General features: G+C 39.3%; 18 protein-coding genes and 1 other annotated feature. Of the genes, 6 read left to right on the forward strand and 12 right to left on the reverse strand.

Annotation, left to right across the window (positions count from 1 at the left end; genetic code table 11):
* Positions 1 to 78: 78 nt before the first annotated feature.
* Complete coding sequence (locus V6C17_RS15045; RefSeq protein ID WP_333523403.1) at positions 79 to 1,554, reverse strand: methyl-accepting chemotaxis protein; 1,476 nt, start codon at positions 1,552 to 1,554, stop codon at positions 79 to 81.
* A 384-nt stretch (positions 1,555 to 1,938) separates the two neighbouring features.
* Between V6C17_RS15045 and V6C17_RS15050 the strand changes: the two genes are divergently transcribed.
* Positions 1,939 to 2,127 (forward strand): hypothetical protein, encoded by a 189-nt coding sequence (locus V6C17_RS15050; RefSeq protein ID WP_333523404.1) that lies wholly within the window; start codon positions 1,939 to 1,941, stop codon positions 2,125 to 2,127.
* Between the two features lie 12 nt (positions 2,128 to 2,139).
* Positions 2,140 to 2,496, forward strand: a complete 357-nt coding sequence (locus tag V6C17_RS15055; RefSeq protein WP_333523405.1) for a ferritin-like domain-containing protein — start codon at positions 2,140 to 2,142, stop codon at positions 2,494 to 2,496.
* Positions 2,497 to 2,574: 78 nt separating this feature from the next.
* On the opposite strand, the gene V6C17_RS15060 is transcribed toward V6C17_RS15055, so the two are convergent.
* Positions 2,575 to 3,165 carry a YqaA family protein gene (locus V6C17_RS15060; RefSeq protein ID WP_333523406.1) on the reverse strand — a complete coding sequence of 197 codons (591 nt, stop codon included), beginning with the start codon at positions 3,163 to 3,165 and terminating at the stop codon, positions 2,575 to 2,577.
* Positions 3,166 to 3,442: 277 nt separating this feature from the next.
* A complete protein-coding gene (locus V6C17_RS15065) occupies positions 3,443 to 3,760 on the reverse strand; it encodes a hypothetical protein (RefSeq protein WP_333523407.1) in 318 nt (105 codons plus the stop codon).
* Between the two features lie 277 nt (positions 3,761 to 4,037).
* Between V6C17_RS15065 and V6C17_RS15070 the strand changes: the two genes are divergently transcribed.
* The gene (locus V6C17_RS15070) at positions 4,038 to 4,748 is read left to right on the forward strand and encodes a CAP domain-containing protein (protein ID WP_333523408.1); all 711 of its coding nucleotides are present in this window, start codon (positions 4,038 to 4,040) and stop codon (positions 4,746 to 4,748) included.
* Positions 4,749 to 4,831: 83 nt separating this feature from the next.
* Here the strand turns inward: V6C17_RS15070 and V6C17_RS15075 are convergent, their stop codons facing one another.
* The gene (locus V6C17_RS15075) at positions 4,832 to 5,857 is read right to left on the reverse strand and encodes a TIGR00266 family protein (protein WP_333523409.1); all 1,026 of its coding nucleotides are present in this window, start codon (positions 5,855 to 5,857) and stop codon (positions 4,832 to 4,834) included.
* Between the two features lie 160 nt (positions 5,858 to 6,017).
* Here V6C17_RS15075 and V6C17_RS15080 point away from each other — a divergent pair, with 160 nt between their 5' ends.
* Complete coding sequence (locus V6C17_RS15080; RefSeq protein WP_333523410.1) at positions 6,018 to 6,200, forward strand: hypothetical protein; 183 nt, start codon at positions 6,018 to 6,020, stop codon at positions 6,198 to 6,200.
* 431 nt (positions 6,201 to 6,631) lie between these two features.
* Positions 6,632 to 8,578 carry a molecular chaperone HtpG gene (gene htpG / locus V6C17_RS15085; RefSeq protein ID WP_333523412.1) on the forward strand — a complete coding sequence of 649 codons (1,947 nt, stop codon included), beginning with the start codon at positions 6,632 to 6,634 and terminating at the stop codon, positions 8,576 to 8,578.
* Positions 8,579 to 8,620: 42 nt separating this feature from the next.
* Here htpG and V6C17_RS15090 read toward each other — a convergent pair whose 3' ends face one another.
* From V6C17_RS15090 to nifJ, 4 genes are all read right to left on the reverse strand, one after another.
* Positions 8,621 to 9,523 carry a fumarylacetoacetate hydrolase family protein gene (locus V6C17_RS15090; protein ID WP_333523413.1) on the reverse strand — a complete coding sequence of 301 codons (903 nt, stop codon included), beginning with the start codon at positions 9,521 to 9,523 and terminating at the stop codon, positions 8,621 to 8,623.
* A gap of 256 nt (positions 9,524 to 9,779) precedes the next feature.
* Positions 9,780 to 10,427: an MtnX-like HAD-IB family phosphatase gene (locus V6C17_RS15095; protein ID WP_333523414.1), complete on the reverse strand. Its 648-nt coding sequence runs from the start codon at positions 10,425 to 10,427 to the stop codon at positions 9,780 to 9,782.
* Between the two features lie 47 nt (positions 10,428 to 10,474).
* Entirely contained in the window at positions 10,475 to 11,413 is a 939-nt protein-coding gene (locus V6C17_RS15100) for a hypothetical protein (RefSeq protein WP_333523415.1), read from the reverse strand.
* Positions 11,414 to 11,580: 167 nt separating this feature from the next.
* Positions 11,581 to 15,147, reverse strand: a complete 3,567-nt coding sequence (nifJ, locus tag V6C17_RS15105; RefSeq protein ID WP_333523416.1) for a pyruvate:ferredoxin (flavodoxin) oxidoreductase — start codon at positions 15,145 to 15,147, stop codon at positions 11,581 to 11,583.
* An 88-nt stretch (positions 15,148 to 15,235) separates the two neighbouring features.
* Positions 15,236 to 15,471, reverse strand: a binding site (T-box leader).
* 226 nt (positions 15,472 to 15,697) lie between these two features.
* Between nifJ and V6C17_RS15110 the strand changes: the two genes are divergently transcribed.
* Complete coding sequence (locus V6C17_RS15110; protein WP_333523417.1) at positions 15,698 to 16,477, forward strand: hypothetical protein; 780 nt, start codon at positions 15,698 to 15,700, stop codon at positions 16,475 to 16,477.
* Between the two features lie 85 nt (positions 16,478 to 16,562).
* Here V6C17_RS15110 and V6C17_RS15115 read toward each other — a convergent pair whose 3' ends face one another.
* Genes V6C17_RS15115 through dhaK form a run of 4 tightly spaced genes read right to left on the reverse strand, consistent with a single transcriptional unit; the run spans position 16,563 to position 18,927 of the window.
* Positions 16,563 to 16,829, reverse strand: a complete 267-nt coding sequence (locus V6C17_RS15115) for an HPr family phosphocarrier protein (protein ID WP_333523418.1) — start codon at positions 16,827 to 16,829, stop codon at positions 16,563 to 16,565.
* A gap of 54 nt (positions 16,830 to 16,883) precedes the next feature.
* The gene (dhaM, locus tag V6C17_RS15120) at positions 16,884 to 17,273 is read right to left on the reverse strand and encodes a dihydroxyacetone kinase phosphoryl donor subunit DhaM (RefSeq protein ID WP_333523419.1); all 390 of its coding nucleotides are present in this window, start codon (positions 17,271 to 17,273) and stop codon (positions 16,884 to 16,886) included.
* A gap of 2 nt (positions 17,274 to 17,275) precedes the next feature.
* The gene (gene dhaL / locus V6C17_RS15125) at positions 17,276 to 17,911 is read right to left on the reverse strand and encodes a dihydroxyacetone kinase subunit DhaL (protein ID WP_333523420.1); all 636 of its coding nucleotides are present in this window, start codon (positions 17,909 to 17,911) and stop codon (positions 17,276 to 17,278) included.
* A 17-nt stretch (positions 17,912 to 17,928) separates the two neighbouring features.
* A complete protein-coding gene (gene dhaK / locus V6C17_RS15130) occupies positions 17,929 to 18,927 on the reverse strand; it encodes a dihydroxyacetone kinase subunit DhaK (RefSeq protein WP_333523421.1) in 999 nt (332 codons plus the stop codon).
* Positions 18,928 to 19,043 lie beyond the last annotated feature (116 nt).

The following is a 19,043-nucleotide window of genomic DNA, read 5'->3' on the forward strand; positions in this document are numbered from 1 at the left end:
TTTGACCTTTTGACCTTTGATATTCATAACATAGCAAAAAAAGCAAATCTCCCTCTGATTAAAGGGAGATTTGCTTTTTTATTCGGCTAGTTTTATATCTACGCCCAATACTCCAATGATTTTATTATCATCCTTTATCGGCAACGAAACTGTTATACAAGGCTTGTGGGAAATTGCTGAAACATATACTGATGAGACGTATGTATCGCCTTTAGCGGCTTTTTGAAACCATTCACGTGAAGAAGCATTTGCAATCCCTGCTGGCGGGAGTGAAACAATGAACCGTCCGTCAATCGTATTTGTCCACGCAGCTTCAAGCTCAGAATGCTTTTGTAAAAGTTCAACAAGTACAGCACGGTGATTTTGTTCAGACAAGTCACTTAATTTATTAGCACTAATGGCTTTGTGAAGTACACCCTTCATCAGTGTTACTTTTTCATCAAGTGCCTGCTGATCCTTAATATCAATTAAAGAAATTTGTCCGGTAGCTTTTACTAAAACAGCCGCTACATCGGCTAAAACTTCTCCCATTTTCAAGGTCTCCTGCAAATGACTTTCTTGGCGTTTTACTGAATCAGCTACGATATTTACGTTAGCAGCAGCTTCTTGGCACATAGCCGACATCGTGCCCAATCTATCTGCGGCTCGACCAGTCGCACTAAGCTGCGCTTGACGCGCTGAGCTAGCCTCAGCCAATTGACTTTCGATTTGACTGCTTGCCGCTAGTATGGCCTTTAAGCTAGAATCAGCCTCTGCCATAGCCTTAACACCACGCTGGACAGATACTGTACCTAACTCGGCAGCTTTAGCTGCTTCAAGTACTCCTGTATCGATTTGAGCCAGTAAACCATTAGCGGAATTAGCGGCCTCATTACTTGCGTCAGATAACTTCTGAATTTCCTGGGCGACAACTGCAAAGCCTCGTCCATGCTCTCCTGCTCTTGCAGCCTCAATGCTAGCGTTTAATGCTAATAGATTCGTTTGAGAAGATATTCCCTGAATAGTATCTAAAAAAGTATCGATTTCTCTAGCTATTTGTGTTAGTACCTTTATACGCTGCTCTATCTCCGAGGAGGCTTTGTTGATATCAGCCATTGCCGATGACGCTTCTGCCACTGCGTTAGAGCCAACTTCAGCAATTCTTTTCGTTTCAATACTATCCTGATATATCCCGCCTGCTACTTCAGTAATCGTTTGTGCAGAGGACATAACTTCATCAACCTGTTGAGCTGTATCTACGGCCATATCTGCAATAGTAGCAGTTAGTTTTTGGGTGCCTGCCGCTGCCTGGTTAACCGCCTCAGCCAGCTCGTTAACATTTACAATGCAGTCATTCACTTGTTCAACTACTGCTGAAACTTTTCCGGAAGATACTTGTGTTTCCTGAGTAAAATTGCGAATCATACCTACTAATGCTGCTATATGGCTTGCTAAAGGTCTTAATTCAGACGGATAACCGTTAACTTCAATTTTATTAGCCATATTTCCCGAAGAGTATTTGGCAGTTTCCTCTGTCAATCTTTTTATTGCATCCTTATACCCAAACCAAAACACAAATATCCCTCCTAAATATTGAAAGCCTTAAATGAACCTTGGCCTAACTAAGCCAAAGCACGCTCGCTTCTATGTCATTAATTGTAGTTAGTCGCTATGTAAAGCTGCCTTTGATAGATTCAATGCTACCAAATTGTAGTAATTGTGTCAATAACTGTTTTCTCACATTGTACATTTGTTCTTAATTGTTTAAATGTAAGTTAATTTTCACTTATATCGACAGCAATTTTTGACTTTATCATAATTACCTGGTGATATTTCCCGGGAAATGTTGAAATAAGAATTTTCCAGCGGAAATATTAGCTGTTTATGGTACTATTTACATGCAATATTATTGAATAACGCGAAATATGTATTAAAGGATACAAGTAGCGAGGTGATTTCATGAGTAACGAGTCCAGGCACCAATCATTAAGTAATTCTGCAGCGCAGCCTTATCCCAAAATTAAAGTAGTGCAGCAAAATAAATACTATGGCGTATTACTATTAGAAGACTATGCGGGCGCAATTAGCGAACTTACGGCTATTTCTCAATTTATTCACCACCACATAGTATTTCGCGATGAATATTAAGATTTGACTAATTTGGAAAGAAGCATTGCAATGGAAGAAATGCATCATCTCAATCTACTTGGTCAAGCAATCTCTATGCTTGGGGTTGACCCAAAATTTAGAACCCTCACCGATAATATAGCAAGCTTTTGGAAAGCATCTTACGTTTATTATGGCTCAGATATCTGCGATAGGCTGTCTGCGGATATTGCTGCGGAACGCTCAGCAATCAGCCAATATCGCTATCACGTAAAACTGATTGATGACCCACATATCAAGGCACTGCTAGAAAGGATAATTATTGATGAGGAAAAACACCTCCGACAATTCATCCAAATTGCAAATAAATACTGCATTAATGTAGACTCCATTCATGGCTGTTCATTTTAATAACCTGACTTTTATAAATGCTTATAACAAAAAGAGATAGCTCTGACTATTGTCATAGCTATCTCTTTTGAATTTAACTTAGTTTTTACATTCTAAAACTGCAGTGTTCTTCTTATACTTCTTGTATCCTACTACTAAAAGTACTGAAACAACTACGATAATTATAGAAACCACAATAAGATTATCCGAGAACTTTGCCAAAATACTCATAGCACTCGGACCAAAGTAATATATAATTATTCCTTCAAGCAGGAATCGTTTAGCACGCCCAAAGAACGACGCTGCTAAAAATAGACTCATTTTTATCCCTAGCGCTCCGGCAGTTATACTAACAAATTTATACGGAATAGGTGACATAGCTGCAAGAAATACTGCCCAAGCTGCGTTGTCTTTTGCATAGCTGCTCACCATATCAGTATATTTCGCTGGTATAAGCTTTTGTGCGGCAGGTAAGCCTATCTTTTGACCTAACCAATATCCAATGATACCGCCTAATACTGAAACTACAGTTGTTAAAAGCCCATAATATATAGCCTTTTGAGGAGTTGCTAACGCTAATGGTATTAAAATTAAATCTGGTAATATAGGAGAACAGAATGACTCTGTAAACGCGGCAACGATCAGTCCTAATACGCCCCAACTCTGCAACAGCTCAGTTAGTGTTTCCATTATTGTCACCTTCTTTCTTAAAACAAATTAAAATGATGCTAATACAGCCATTTTACTTATCTCAGCATTTTCATCGTAAAAAAAAGACCTATGGTATGTAAAAACCATACCAAAGGTCTCGCTTATTGGTAATATTCCAACGGTAGTGCCAGATGCTCACACATCGGTTGTTGACACTATCCTAGCAAGCTACTCCCCTTTAGAACAATTGAGATTAGCTTAATTCTAACAGACAGACAAAATAGCGTCAAGTTCAAAAACCATCCTTAATCTAGTTTCATGGCTGTCTAGATTCAATATTTGAATCATATTCTGATTTCTTATCATTTTTTACAATATCTATTGTAGTCGGTGTTCCGGACATTTCACTATATTTTTTGTTTAATTCGGCATCAAATAAGTTTGATTCTTTTGTAAACTTATTCTGAATATCAACTGGAATATCTTTTCTTGTATCGGCATTAAAAGCTACTGCTGCATCTAACGGCTTTGATAGATATATTAAAGCAACAACAGGAGCAGCCATCAGTATAAATATTGTTATTATGTTCAACAACCCTAGAATCACGTTGTGTATAAATTTTCTCATGGCCATCTCCTCCTTACGATTATTGTTATGTAAACAATATCACTCTTTTTTTAGAATTTCATTTGAAGCAGTACTATATTTATTAAAAAAACTGCTTTCCAAAGGTTTTTACGCTTTTATTTTTGGCTGGTTATATTTTCTTATGACTAATAAAGCTATATAAATGCTGTGTTTTTTGATATAACATAATCTGTCAATAGTATATCAATAGGATAAATGAAAAAAATCACGAATTAACATAAAACATAATCTAGTTTCCTATTAAAATAAGGCAGGTGTTTATATGATAAACAAAACAATTAAGAAAAGACTTCTTACTGGAATTCTAACGCTTTCTGTTCTTTCTACTTCCTTCGGCGGTGCCTTTGCAACTTCAGCATATGCAGCTACCCCTGAGGAAATATCAGTAGACGTACAGCAAGAAAAAAAATCCTCCAGTAATGGAGTGTTAATGGGACTGTTAGCTATTGGACTGATCTCCGCGATTTCCAATAATGGCGGCTCATCTGATAATAATTCAGCTGCCAGCAAAAGTACAGTTCCTACTACTACAACTAAACCACAAACTCAATCTCCAACAACTACAACGTCTAGTAATGCTGGAACCGTTTCTACTACTAAAGAACAGCAAGCGCTTCAACTTTTAAACAATGATCGCGCTGCTCATGGACTACCAGCGTTAAAGTTCAATTCCAAACTAACTACTTTAGCGGAGAATTATGCTAAAGATATGATCAACCGCGGATTCTTCTCACACTACACTCCGGAAGGTCTATCACCGTTTGATCGTATGTCACGCGCCGGCATAGGCTACAGAACAGCGGGAGAAAATCTTGCAATAAATTCTAGCGTAGCGGGAGCTGAAACCGCTTTTATGAACAGTTCTGGTCACCGAGCTAATATCCTTAATTCCACCTATTCTGAAGTAGGCATTGGGGTTGTACAAGCTCCTAACGGTTCATTATATGTAGTCCAAGAGTTTATCGGCAAATAACTTTTAATTAAAATTATTAAATTCACAGGAGGCTGATATTCAGCCTCCTTTACATATAATATAAAGCAAACACTTAATATAAGTTAATCTCCATCGTCATCACCAAATATTCCGCCCAATAAGCTCCCTCCGATGACGCCGGCACCGAGAACAGATCCCTCGCCCCGGCTGCCACCACGTTGCGGAGCCGCGTTTAACATACGCCCAGCAAGGCGGGAAAACGGCATCGATTGAAGCCAAACCTTCCCTGGTCCGCGTAAAGTTGCAAAAAACATTCCTTCACCACCAAACAGTGCTGTTTTTATATTGCCTGCCTGTTGGATATCGAAATCTACACTAGGCTCAAAACAAACAATACAGCCCGTGTCGGCGTGCAGAACTTCTCCTGTTTTTAACTTTCGCTCAACAATAGTTCCCCCGGCATGTAAGAAGGCCATACCGTCTCCTTCTAGCTTTTGCATAATGAACCCTTCGCCGCCAAATAAGCCTGTCATTATTTTACGCTGGAAGAAAATACTTACAGATACACCTTTAGCAGCGCACAAGAAGCTATCTTTCTGACAAATGATACTTCCTCCAATATCTAGAAGGTTGACGGGCACTATGTTTCCTGGGTATGGTGCTGCAAAGGCAACCTTAGCTTTGTCTTTTCCTTGGTGTGTAAATACGGTCATGAATAAACTCTCACCAGTGAGTAGGCGCTTACCCGCTCCCATCAATTTATTGATGAATCCTCCGCCAGTATTCTTTGAGCCGTCGCCAAATATTGTATCCATAGAAATATAAGATTCTTTATACATCATGGCGCCAGCCTCGGCTATTACACTTTCGCCAGGATCTAATTCAACTTCAACAAACTGCATTTCGGAACCGTATATTTTATAGTCAACTTCATCAGCTTTACGGCTTGATATACTATGGCGGACAAGCGGGGGTGGCATTACTCCGCCTTCTGAACCACTTAATTCTGCAATTCTAACTATAGGTACCCATTCAGAAAATCCTTCCCTCCAGGCCAGGCCATTTAGATTTTGGCGACAGTACTCTCTCGCCTGAACTTCATCTAACGGGCCGACTTGTTTACCGTCATAGCTTAAATACCACTGCATTTTACCTATCCTCCCAAACTATAATGTAATATTTTTACATTCGCCAGCATATATTGATTTCCTTTATTTTCCATGTTTAATTATTTTTTATTCTCAGCACGCCATGTGCTTAACATGCATTTTAAATTTTAGGGAAAACTACTCTTGAAAGGGGATGGCTATGAAGAAAAAACCAGAATCAGAACTTCGTTCATACACTTTACCACAGGAAGAATTGGCTAATATGTTAGCACGCTATGGTGATAAACTTGAACCCGTTAATCCAGAAAAGCTTGCCCAAAAAAACTTTAAAATGCAAAAAGCTCGTCAATTAAAACAACGTTTCGAAAAAACACCTGAATAATTGCAAATAAAATCCTCCCATTTTTTACAATTGGGAGGAAAGTTTATTTTCCATGAATAGATTGTCTAAATTCAGGAAAAATAACTAAAATTTTATGGAGGTGACGGGAATGGGGGATAAAAAACCTGGCCGCGGTCCAAAGAAGAGTACTAAAAGTAACAAGGCGTCGTTAGAAGTTGCTAAAGAAATAGCTCCAAAAAGCAAATAAAGATTATAGCTATCCAAAGCACGCTAAGCCTATAAGCTTAGCGTGCTTTGGTTTATCCTACAAATGTCGTTTTAAATTTTTTTGCAATAATTAGCCTTTGTACTAATTGATTTTCCGAAATAATTTAGATATTATATGATTAGCACTCACTAGACTAGAGTGCTAATAGATAACTTCCTAGTTTATCATCTACTTAGGAAGAAAGGTAACAAGGAGGATTTTTATGGCTGAAACTGCTAAACAAACTCGTGAATTTCAAGCTGAAACCAAACAATTATTAGACCTGATGATTCACTCTATTTATACTAATAGGGAAATTTTTCTGAGGGAACTGATTTCAAACTCTTCGGATGCCATTGATAAAGTTCGCTTTAATGCCTTAACTAATCAAGATCTATTAGAAGGTACTTCTGAATTTGAAATTTATTTACTTCCGGATGAAGATACTAAAACCTTAACCATATCTGATAATGGTATGGGCATGACTTATAACGAAGTAATAGAAAACATTGGCACAATTGCTAAATCCGGCACTAAAGCCTTTTTGCAAAAGTTAAAGGACTCAGGTTCTGCTACTGACAATGAATTAATCGGTCAATTTGGAGTAGGATTTTACTCGGCCTTTATGGTAGCTGATAAAGTTACATTAGTAACCCGAGCACCTGGCCAAGCTAAAGGTGTCCGTTGGGAATCTATAGGCGACGGTACATATACTATCGAGGAGTGTGAAAAAGAGACTCGAGGAACAACTATTATCTTGTCATTAAGAGCTGAATATTGTTCGCCTGAGAACTCCGAAGAAAACTTCTTAAACAAATATACTCTGCAAAATCTAGTAAAGAAATATTCGGATTATATTCGTTATCCTATCAAGATGAATTTTATAAACGAGGAAAAAGAGCGAGATTCCGAGGGTAAAATCATTGAAGATGCCCCAGTTGTCAAAACAACTGAGGTGCGCACCCTTAATTCCATGACACCTCTGTGGACTAAAAATAAAAGTCAAATAACACCCGATGAATATAACAATCTATATAAAGAGCTCTTTCATGATTGGGAAGACCCGCTTGAAATTATCCACTCTAAAGTTGAAGGAGCTGTAGAATATACTACTTTGCTCTTTGTTCCAGCACGTGCTCCTTTCGACTTTTATCAGCGAGAAGCAACTTCGGGGATAAGGCTTTATTCTAAAAATGTTTTCGTAATGGACAACTACAAAGACTTACTGCCAGAGTATTTGCGGTTTGTCCGTGGTATAGTGGATTCGCCCGACTTCTCGCTTAATATATCCCGCGAGCTTCTCCAGCATAGTGCCCAGCTTAAAAAAGTAGGCAAAAACTTAGAAAAGAGCGTGCTAAAGTCTTTAGAAGCCATGTTGTCTAAAGATCGTGCCAAGTACGAGAGATTCTGGAAAGAATATGGCAAGGCAATTAAGAGTGGTGTATATTCTGACTTTAGCAGCCGTGAAAAGCTTCAGGATCTTCTGCTCTTCCCAACATCCTCTTCTGATGAATTAGTCACTCTTGCCGACTATATCTCCCGCATGCCGGAAGGCCAGTCTGTAATATACTATGCCACTGGTAAAGACCGCTCTTCAGTTGAGCGTCTGCCTCAAATGGAAATACTTCGTGAAAAGGGCATCGAGGTTATTTATCTGCTGGACCGCGTAGATGAGTTTGCGATTGATGCACTAAGCCAGTACAATGATAAAAAATTCCAATCAATTAGCCGCGGGGATTTAAAGCTTGATGATGTTTCTTCCGACAGCAAGAAAGAAACCGACGAGCTTTCCAAAGAGAATGAGTCTTTACTCACAGCAGTAAAAGAACAGCTTGCTGGAAAAGTTGCTGACGTAAAAATAAGCAGCCGCTTAAAAAGCAGTCCTGTCTGCTTAATAAGCGATGATAACGGCATTAGTATTTCAATGGAACAGATCCTTTCGGAAATGGATAAATCCATGTTTAAAGCTCGGCGTATTCTAGAACTTAATCCAACACATGACGTCTTTAAAGCTCTTAAGAACACCTTTGAAAAGGATGCAAATTCTGAAGCCTTCAAAGATTATTGCGAACTGCTTTACGGGCAAGCGCTGTTGTTAGAAGGATTAACCCCTGATGATCCAATTAGTTTTGCAAAAAAAGTAGCAAGCTTAATGGCAGGAACAAAATAGCATAAAGTAAAGGACAGCCGGGCGGCTGTCCTTATGTTTATCTTATTCAACTTTATTTCGCAGAATACCAATTCCCTCTATGTATATCTCGATAACATCACCCGAACTTAAATACTTGGGCGGGTTAAAGCCTATACCAACACCAGAGGGGGTACCTGTGGCAATTATATCACCGGGCTCTAAGGTAATGACTGATGAAATTGTCTCGATAAGCGTTGGGATATCGAAAATCATATCGCTTGTATTAGCACTTTGCCTAATCTCATCATTTACCTTACATTCAATATCTAGTTCCTGCGCTTTAAGCAGTGCTGATTTATGAACAATGCATGGCCCCATTGGAGCATAAGTATCACAACTCTTACCCAACAGCCACTGTCCATGCCTAATTTGCAAATCACGTGCTGACACATCATTTAAAATAGTGTAACCAAAAATATAGTCATAAGCTTCTTCTTTTTTTATCTCTTTACCTTTTTTTCCTATAATTACAGCCAACTCAGCTTCGTAATCTAATCGCTTTACTGCTGTATGATTTTTGATTATACCTTCCGGTCCGGTAACTGCTGTAGGCGCCTTAGAAAACACTATCGGAAATTGGGGTATATCAGCATTACTTAGAAACGCCTGTGTTTCTTTAACATGCTCGCGATAATTTTTACCTATACAAAAGATGTTTTTGACTGGACGCGGAATAGGTGCCAACAATTGAACTGAATTTAAAGCTAGCGTTCTTAGTGCTATGTCAGCATGCTTTTCTCTTATGGCAGTAATTAACGGGACAGTTTCCGCCTCGGTATTTATAATTCCTATCATAGAGTCTGGAATTATCGTTGATCCAAAGAGTTTTCTTTCGGCCTCTGCGATTGGAACAATCTCAGTTTCACTCTCTGTCAATAAACCTACATGAATTGCTCCTTGTTCTTCATATGTAACCAATTTCATTACACTATCCCCTTTTTACATAATATCCTACACTGTCCTGTTAAGCGCAATCCTACTATGTACTACTTAACTAATACGTCTATATTCTTTATTTTCCTTCTTGATGGAATTTTCTTACTATTGATATTTTTCGCTGACACTTGTTCATAGTAAAATTAATGCTTAACCTATGAATAAGTAATAAGGCTGTCATTATGCTTTAGAGGCATAATGACAGCCTTATTACTTATAAGTGGCCAAATCAGATAGACATTGTCTAAAATTCATTCTTTTTCAAATACTCATCTATTTCTTTAAAACAGTTAAAGGGTACAAAATTTTGACCGTTTACAGATAGCTGGTTCGCTAATTCACTCTTTGCAAAAACCAGATCTGATAAGCTAGCCGCTTTATAATCAGGTAAGCCATCGCCTGCATAATAAATCTTCTTATACTTAGTTCTTAGGGACTGTACAATACGTGCTTTATCGATCCCATATAATTCAGAATAAAAACTACTCTTTTCATCAACTATTGTTTTAATGCCTCGATCAGCGTAATATCCATGATTTGCAATAACGGGAGCATTTGATATGCCTCTAAGTTCAAAAAGCTTATTAATATAATACTCTACACCTGCACTTAGTACGGTAAAATCACCGCCATGATTATGAATGTTGTTAATGAAGTGTTGAGTATAGTTATCAAGTTTAATCTTAGATATTACCTTTATTACGCCAGCTTCATCACGATTCATATTTTTGAAAACACTTGCTAAAAACTCAATATCTCTAAGTTCACCGCTTTTAAACTTCCTATATAGTTCCCTTCCAGGTTCACCAAGGCATTCGTCAATTACAATATGATAAAAATCTTTTTCGGTCAGAGTTGCGTCAAAATCGGAAACAAATATAAAGTTTTTCACAGCATCCTCCCGTTCGCTAATAGATATGCCTAGTATAATGCTTAAAACTATCGAATATCTTCTGCAGCTTTAGTTCTATACTCATTTACCTCGTTTGTTAACTTATAATTATTTTTGCTAACAATCAGGATATACTGGCCCATTACTTTTGAAAAGCTGCCATTATTCGGATCAAACTTAGTTTCATAATAGCTTTTCTTGGCTTCAGACCTCATTAATTTCGTCTCATAATTAAATAACGGCGTATTGTTTGTTCCAAAAAGGGCAAATGAAGCATATTGCTTAAGCAGTTGTCTCATTTCGGGAGCTCTTACCGAATTGCCGTAATCCTTGATAAACTTCTCCTGAGCCAAGGCGCGTTGAATTATTTCATCCCAGCTAATCCTTAAAGCGGCATCCTTTGCTGGCGTTTTTTCGGATTCTACAGCCAATATATCAATATAAGCAGCAATATCTGGTGTAACATAGTTATGATACTTTTTATAGAAAGAATAGTCCATAACCGGGAAATACATCCCCTCAGCAGTTTCAATTTTAAAGGCACTATTTCTTGTTTGCTGCAATACTTCCCTAACTTCCTTATTCTGAATAGCTCCGATATAACTATCCGATAAACCATTTGCATATCCCTTTGCAATTGCGCTCTGTACAGGTCCGCTATCAAAATATTCCTGCACCATCGGCAGCTTTTCCTTTTGGAGTTTTTCAAGTCCAATAACCATATTTGTTGCTGTTTGCTGAGTAACTGACTGAATGTTAGTATCGATATACGTAATTACCTCAGGTATGGTAACATCCTTTCTTTGCGTCAAAATATAATAATTATCCATGATTAACTTCTCTTTTGCTGCTGTATCCTCTACACTTTGCTGTTTATTTTGTTCAGCATCACTCTGGTTATTACCTTTATTTGTGCAGCCAGCAATTACTAAAACTAATAATGCTATGAGCACTATGCTAATTACTTTGCTGTTAATCTTCTTCATAAATTAAACCTCCATGCTTTTTTACGAACTATTCATTTAAGTATCCATTCCTAATTCTAGCATAACCTATGAAGATACCTTTAATCCACAAACTAAATACAGCTTATAATATAAAAGACAGCCTAACGTATTACGCTAGGCTGTCTTAGTTATTCACTATTTTTCAACTATTTCCTATTGGATTCGCGTGTAGCTGCAGCCTCTTGCATTCCAATGCCATACTGCCCAGCTAATCTCCTATAGTTATCAAGCTTTTCTTTGGCATCTTGCTCGGTTTTTGCAAAAAGAGCTTCAGCAACCTCTGGAAATTGTTTCTTAAGTGAAGAATAACGCACTTCACCCATCAGAAACTCTTGGAAATCCATAGTTGGAGCCTTTGAGTCAAGCATAAACGGATTTTGCCCTTGCTCTTTTAGCTCGGGATTGTATCTATACATAGCCCAATAACCACTTTCAACAGCACGTTTTGCTTCTAATTGACTGCAGCCCATACCAACTTTTAAACCATGGCTAATACAAGGAGCATACGCAATGATTAATGATGGTCCTGGATACGCTTCCGCCTCAGCAATTGCTTTTAGTGTCTGATTTCTATCAGCACCCATTGAAATTTGGGCTACATACACGTATCCGTAGCTCATTGCAATCATACCTAAATCTTTTTTCTTAGTCCGCTTGCCACTTGCAGCAAATTTCGCAATTGCTGCTGTTGGCGTCGCCTTAGAAGACTGACCTCCAGTGTTAGAATAAACCTCTGTGTCAAATACTAATACATTAACATCTTCACCTGATGCAAGAACATGATCAAGTCCTCCGAAGCCAATGTCATACGCCCAGCCATCACCGCCGAATAACCACTGTGATCTTTTGACTAAGAAATCGCTGTTTTTGTAAATCTCATTTAACAATAGATTATCGCCTTTGATTTTTTCTAAAGAAGCAATAAGTCTATCGGCTCTTTCGCGTGTACCTTCACCTTGCTCTTTATGTTCAAGCCAAGCCTTACCTGCAGCTGTGAACTCTTCTCCAAGATTGAGCTTAACGGCTTCAGCAATATCATTTGCCACTTTATTGCGAATTTGCTTAACTCCTAAGAACATACCCAAACCAAACTCAGCGTTATCTTCAAATAGCGAGTTGCCCCATGCTGGTCCGTGTCCGCGATGATTTTTAGTATATGGCACAGAAGGCGCACTTCCCGCCCATACCGATGAACAGCCTGTCGCATTTGCCACCATCATTCTATCGCCAAATAACTGAGTTACTAATTTAGCATAAGGCGTTTCTCCGCAGCCAGTACAAGCTCCGGAAAACTCTAATAGCGGTTGTTCAAACTGACTGCCTTTCACAGTAAATGGATTTACCGGATTAGCCTTCGGCGATACATTAATAGCATAATTCCAAACCTTATCTTGAGCAATCTGCGTAGCTAATGGTTCCATTACTAGAGCTTTTTCCTTTGATGGGCAAATTTGCGCACAGTTACCACAGCCAGTGCAATCATAAGGAGAAACCACAATTGCGTATTTAAATATTTCATGCCCGCGAAGTGGTTTAACCGTTAGGCCTTCAGGAGCCTTATCCACTTCTTCGTCAGTTAGAAGTACTGGTCTGATTGCAGCATGCGGGCAAACATACGAACACCGATTACACTGAACACAGCTTTCGGCACACCACTTAGGAACATCAATGGCAATTCCCCGTTTCTCATATGCTGCAGTTCCCATCGGGAAAGTACCATCTTCCATGCCGATAAAGGCACTTACAGGAAGTTTGTCACCCTCTTGACGAGTCATCGGTACAAGAATGTTCTCAATAAAATCCGGCATTTTTGCGACTTCTGCTTTGAGATTCTGTGCCGATCCCCAGTTATTAGGAACACTTACTTTAACTATAGAAGCCGCGCCTTTGTCGATAGCGGCATTATTCATAGCAACAACTTTTTCGCCTTTGTTGCCATATGATTGTTCAACAGCATCTTTAAGATACTTAACAGCATCTTCTAGCGGAATAATATCGGCAATCTTAAAGAAGGCTGACTGCATTATCATGTTAATTCTGCCGCCAAGGCCTAAATCTTGGGCAATGCCTACAGCATCAATTGTATAAAAATTAATCTCTTTCTCACAAATATAGCGCTTCATATCTGCAGGTAATTTCGCATCAAGTTCCTGGGCATTCCAGGTACAATTCAATAAGAAACTGCCACCTTTTTTTAAGCCCTCTAATACATTATATTTATCAACATAGGATTGGTTATGACAAGCTATAAAATCAGCCTTGTTAATTAGATATGGAGATTTTATCGGCTGTTTGCCAAAGCGCAGATGAGAAATGGTAACACCGCCAGATTTCTTAGAGTCATAAGCAAAATAGGCTTGGGCGTACATATCAGTATGATCGCCGATTATTTTAATTGCACTTTTATTTGCTCCGACAGTACCATCAGAACCTAGTCCCCAAAACTTACAAGCTTTAGTTCCAGCAGGAGTTGTGTCAATATCTTCACCATAAGGCAGAGAGGTGTGAGTCACATCATCGACGATACCAACAGTAAAGTTATCTCTAGGCTGCTGCTCCTTAAGGTTATCATAAACAACAGCAATATGGCTTGGGATTACATCCTTACCACCGACTCCGCATCTTCCGCCAACAATAACTGGCTGCCACTCTTTTCCATAAAAGGCTGACTTCACATCTAAGTATAAAGGTTCGGCGAATGCGCCCATTTCTTTAGTTCGATCTAGTACAGCTATCTTCTTTACTGTCTTAGGAATATACTTGAAAAAATGCTCCACTGAAAACGGACGATAAAGGTGTACTGTTAATAGTCCTACTTTCTCACCATTGGCATTAAGATGATCAACTACTTCTTCGATAGCTTCACACATTGATCCCATGGCGATAATCATACGATCAGCATCTTCAGCGCCATAATAGTTAAAAAGATGATATTCACGGCCAGTCAGCTTACTGATCTCACCCATATAGCCTTCAACAATTTCCGGCAGGGCTTGATAGAATCTATTCGATACTTCGCGCTGCTGAAAATGGATGTCTGAATTCTGAACTGTTCCCCGAAGCACTGGATGATCAGGATTCAAAGCACTTCTTCGGAAATCGTCAAGAGCTTCTTTATCTAATAAATCGGCTAACTCGTCGTACTCAAGCACCTCTATTTTCTGTACTTCATGTGAAGTGCGGAACCCATCGAAAAAATTAAGAAATGGTACACGACCTTTAATTGCTGATAAGTGAGCTACTGCTGACAAATCCATAACTTGCTGCACACTGCTTTCGGCCAGCATTGCAAATCCAGTCTGTCTTGTAGCCATAACATCGGAATGATCACCAAAGATGCTTATAGCATTAGCTCCAACGACGCGTGAACTTACATGAAATACACCTGGCAGACGCTCACCGGCTATCTTGTACATATTGGGAATCATAAGTAAAAGTCCCTGTGAAGCAGTATATGTAGTTGTCAGAGCACCAGCCTGCAACGAACCATGCACAGCTCCTGCTGCTCCCCCTTCTGACTGCATTTCCACAACTTGAACAGTTTGACCGAATATGTTCTTTCTGCCTTGCGCAACCCACTCATCGACATGCTCAGCCATATTGGATGAGGGCGTAATTGGATAAATTGCCGCGACATCTGTAAATGCATAAGAAATGTGCGCAGCTGCTGTATTCCCATCCATAGTTTTCATTTTTCTTTTAACATTTTTCATATAAATCTCTCCTTTTAATCCAATTAAATAAGTACAACCGACAGGCGGTCTTTAATTACTAAATCAAAAACGCCCCTATTCAAAATTGAATAGGGGCGCAAAAATGCGCGGTACCACCCTTTTTTCTCTCTTCATCAGTCTATCAACCGACTCCCGTTTAACGCTCGGGCTACGCCTCTGCCTAATCCAAACCAGAATATATCTGCAAGTTTCGGAGAAGAGCTCATGGGTGATTTATTCAACAACAACTCCGCACCGGATTTCAGCTTCCCCGGCTCTCTGTGGCGTACATCCATTGTCTTTATTCCCAATCATCACTTGTCTACTGTAGGTGTATATAGTTGTAAAGTCCTTGGATTAGATTATGTCATTTTGTAAAGTATTTGTCAATGGCTTTTAGATTCCTTTTTTGAAAAAATTTATAAATCTTTACTGCGTAAGCTAAGATACAAGATTATGTTGAATATAATAAATACCAAAATATACTTGGATTTATGGCTTATATAAAGTAGAAAATAAGGATAACACAGCATAGAAAGGAAAGAACATTATGACATTACAATGCAAAAGACATGGTATTCGCAGACGTTACAAAAAGTTCCTAGCAGCAATAGCAGGTGCAGCCGTAATGTCTATATCAATAGTTCCCGGGATAACGATGACAAAAGCTGCAGCGGCTGAAAACAATCCAAATGCAATAACAAGCCCAGCTAACTCGAACAATCACAACGAAGAGTCTGCTAAAAACTTTAATCGTAAAAACAGCAAAAGCGTTAGATACATCGCACACCCTAAACATGGTGATGATGGTTTAAGCCTTTTTCGCAACAAGAACAATAATTCACCTATGAATTCTGCCTATAGTCAAATCGGTCAGCTTACTTCTAATACAACTGTCAATCAACAAGTTATTTACCAAACTAACAATTTTAAAGATTGGACTTGGCTCGAAAACTCTTATCCCAAAGATATGGTTCTAGGTGTCTTTCTTGAAGACGTAAGACTGGACCAATTTACCAACAATCCTACCAATAACCCGCTAAATCCCCTGAACGGCGTTGACTTTGATGAACAATTTGTTATTTATGCCTATCTTGGGTCAATAGAAGGGCGCGGCTATGGTATTGGTATCGAAAAAATTGCTCAAGCCGGCAATAGTATTACTGTGACAGTGAGAACTAACAGTCCTCAACCAAATGAAGCAAATTTGCCAACAACTAAGATTGCTGATTTTGTCCCCGTTAGCCGAAAGACACTTAATTTTAATAGTCCAATTCAGATTACTTTTATTGATCAAAAAGGGGCAGTTCTGAGTAGTGATACATTTTAGGGATACTAAATAACTTATTTCGCCAATGAAGAAGATCCCCACTGAGCAAGCTTAGCTCAATTGGGGATCTTTTTATTAGAGTTACTTACTCCTCACCAAACTTACTCTGAACTAAATCTTCAAGAGCGGCAATACATTCAACCTCGTCCTGACCATCAGCCTGCAATATAAAAGTTTTACCTTTATTCAAACCAAGACTTAGAATCGAAAGAATGCTCTTACCATCAATCGTTTTAGCACCAGCAGTAATGCGTATTTTACTTTTAAATCCGGCAGCTTTTTGAACAAACTGAGCTGCTGGCCTGGCATGTAATCCCGCATTATTCGTCAGCATTAATTCTCGCTCTACCATAGACATCCTCCAATTAGTCGATTTATTTGCTAAATTGCGGCAGCTTTCATTATCCTATAGTTTACGGAGATCGCGAGCACTTTCAGCAGCAATAATAACATTTTCAAGTGGTTTAGCAATTGATGCATCAACAGCAGCAGCTATTGCACCTTCTAATATAGGAGCATCTGCAATTTTTGCATTGACCTGGTCGGTCGCTAACATTTCTATTGCTAATTCAGCACTTAATACTGCGCTTCCAAGATCAACAATAACAGCCACACCATCACCGGATTCGGCAGCGATAATGGCATCTTTTATCTTAAATGCATCCGTCCCAATCCCTCCATCTGCCATACCACCAGCAGCAATTATGCATTGACCAGGTGCTGCCATTTGCAGTGCTAAATCTTTAATGCCTTCGGCGACCTTTGAACTATGCGAGACAATAACAATGCCAACCATAGTTATTCCTCCCGCCCTAGGTTTTGTGCTATTTCAGCTAGTACAGTTAACATTAAGTATGAGGAGGTTGCCCCAGCATCCTGATGCCCCAGACTGCGCTCTCCCAAATAACTAGCACGTCCTTTAGTTGCGATAATTGTTTTTGTGTACTCAACTCCTGCCAGTGCAGCTGATGATGCCATCTCTAAGCACTCCGCAAGACTTTTCCTAGAAGCTAACCCTTGTGTAAGTGCGTCATAAGCAGGCTCAAGCGCATCGAGCATGGTCTTCTCCCCACGTACAGCTTTTCCCCGTTCCTTAATGCCAGCAATTGCTGCCGCAAACATTTTTTCAGCCAGTTCACCATCAACTGTTTTTTTCCCTTGAGCTGCTAAAGCCGCCCTCATAAAAGCTGTGCCGTAAAGAGGTCCAGAAGCGCCGCCAACTGTTGAAATTAAAGTCACGCCTACCATTTTCAGCACAGCACCAATATCATCGTTAGTATTAGCGGCAACTTTAGCTCGTACAGCTTCGAAGCCTCTTGCCATATTTATGCCGTGGTCGGCATCCCCGATTGCAGCATCAATTTCTGTTAGTTTTTCTTTATTAGCAATAATTATATTAGCCAGAGCTTCAATTGCCATATTAAGACTTCTCATGGTATCGTCCTTTCGCGCTAGAATTGAACCAATGCTGGAGTATCGGCTGGTGCTAATAACAGTTCTTTTAGCTCAGCATCCAACTTTAGAATTGTTACCGAAAAACCAGCCATTTCTAAAGAAGTCATGTAGTTGCCAACATAAGTTTTAGCGATAGTTACTCGTTTTTCACTTAGCATAGCGGCAACTTTTCGATTTATTATATATAACTCCATTGGAGGTGTTCCGCCAAGACCATTAACCATAACCGCAACTTCATCGCCATCTGTAAGGGGCATATCATTAGAGATTTTATTGACTAGATGCTCAGTTGTATCGTCTGCTGAGCGAATTACTTCACGGTGTGTTCCCGGTTCTCCATGTATTCCCATACCAATTTCCACTTCATTTTCGGCTAAAGTAAAACTTGGTTTACCTGCAGCTGGAACAGTGCATGGAGAGATTGCCATTCCCATTGAACGAACATTAGCAATTACTTTTTCGGCTACTTGCTGTACCGCTTCAAGTTCGGCCCCAGTTTCGGCCTTTGCTCCAGCAATTTTGTGTACAAATACAGTGCCAGCGATTCCCCGACGTCCTGTAGTCCATGTGCTATTTTCAACCGCTACATCATCATTAACAACCACTTTGGCAACCTTAATTCCTTCAGCATCCGCCATTTCGGCTGCCATCTCAAAATTCATAACATCACCAGTATAGTTTTTAATGATTAGAAGTACGCCTTTACCACCATCCACCGCTTTTATCGCCTCATAAACTTGATCCGGTGTTGGCGATGTAAATACTGCACCTGCCACAGCACCATCTAACATGCCTTTGCCAACATAGCCTGCATGAGATGGTTCATGACCACTGCCGCCACCCGATACAAGTCCAACTTTACCGACTATTGGCGAATTTGTCCTAACAAGTACATTAAAACCCTCGACCCGTTTTACATACTGAGGATGAGCCAATACAGCACCTTGCAGCATTTCTTCGACTACTTGCTCTGCATTATTAATTATCTTCTTCACAATAATAGCCTCCCATTTAACTTTTCTACCCTAAACGGCTGCTAATTTATATTGCAAAAAGCATGCCAAGTACAAAACAAAAGGCCAAGCATTTTAGTGCCTTGCGAATATAGTAA

This window comes from Dendrosporobacter sp. 1207_IL3150, from assembly GCF_036763085.1.
In the GTDB taxonomy this organism is placed as follows: domain Bacteria; phylum Bacillota; class Negativicutes; order DSM-1736; family Dendrosporobacteraceae; genus JBAIYU01.

Coding starts and splice junctions, on each gene's coding strand:
- V6C17_RS15050 (WP_333523404.1), top strand. CDS start 1,939: ATGAGTAACGAGTCCAGGCACCAATCATTAAGTAATTCTGCAGCGCAG.
- V6C17_RS15060 (WP_333523406.1), bottom strand. CDS start 3,165: ATGGAAACACTAACTGAGCTGTTGCAGAGTTGGGGCGTATTAGGACTG.
- V6C17_RS15065 (WP_333523407.1), bottom strand. CDS start 3,760: ATGGCCATGAGAAAATTTATACACAACGTGATTCTAGGGTTGTTGAAC.
- V6C17_RS15070 (WP_333523408.1), top strand. CDS start 4,038: ATGATAAACAAAACAATTAAGAAAAGACTTCTTACTGGAATTCTAACG.
- V6C17_RS15075 (WP_333523409.1), bottom strand. CDS start 5,857: ATGCAGTGGTATTTAAGCTATGACGGTAAACAAGTCGGCCCGTTAGAT.
- V6C17_RS15080 (WP_333523410.1), top strand. CDS start 6,018: ATGAAGAAAAAACCAGAATCAGAACTTCGTTCATACACTTTACCACAG.
- htpG (WP_333523412.1), top strand. CDS start 6,632: ATGGCTGAAACTGCTAAACAAACTCGTGAATTTCAAGCTGAAACCAAA.
- V6C17_RS15090 (WP_333523413.1), bottom strand. CDS start 9,523: ATGAAATTGGTTACATATGAAGAACAAGGAGCAATTCATGTAGGTTTA.
- V6C17_RS15100 (WP_333523415.1), bottom strand. CDS start 11,413: ATGAAGAAGATTAACAGCAAAGTAATTAGCATAGTGCTCATAGCATTA.
- nifJ (WP_333523416.1), bottom strand. CDS start 15,147: ATGAAAAATGTTAAAAGAAAAATGAAAACTATGGATGGGAATACAGCA.
- V6C17_RS15110 (WP_333523417.1), top strand. CDS start 15,698: ATGACATTACAATGCAAAAGACATGGTATTCGCAGACGTTACAAAAAG.
- V6C17_RS15115 (WP_333523418.1), bottom strand. CDS start 16,829: ATGGTAGAGCGAGAATTAATGCTGACGAATAATGCGGGATTACATGCC.
- dhaM (WP_333523419.1), bottom strand. CDS start 17,273: ATGGTTGGCATTGTTATTGTCTCGCATAGTTCAAAGGTCGCCGAAGGC.
- dhaL (WP_333523420.1), bottom strand. CDS start 17,911: ATGAGAAGTCTTAATATGGCAATTGAAGCTCTGGCTAATATAATTATT.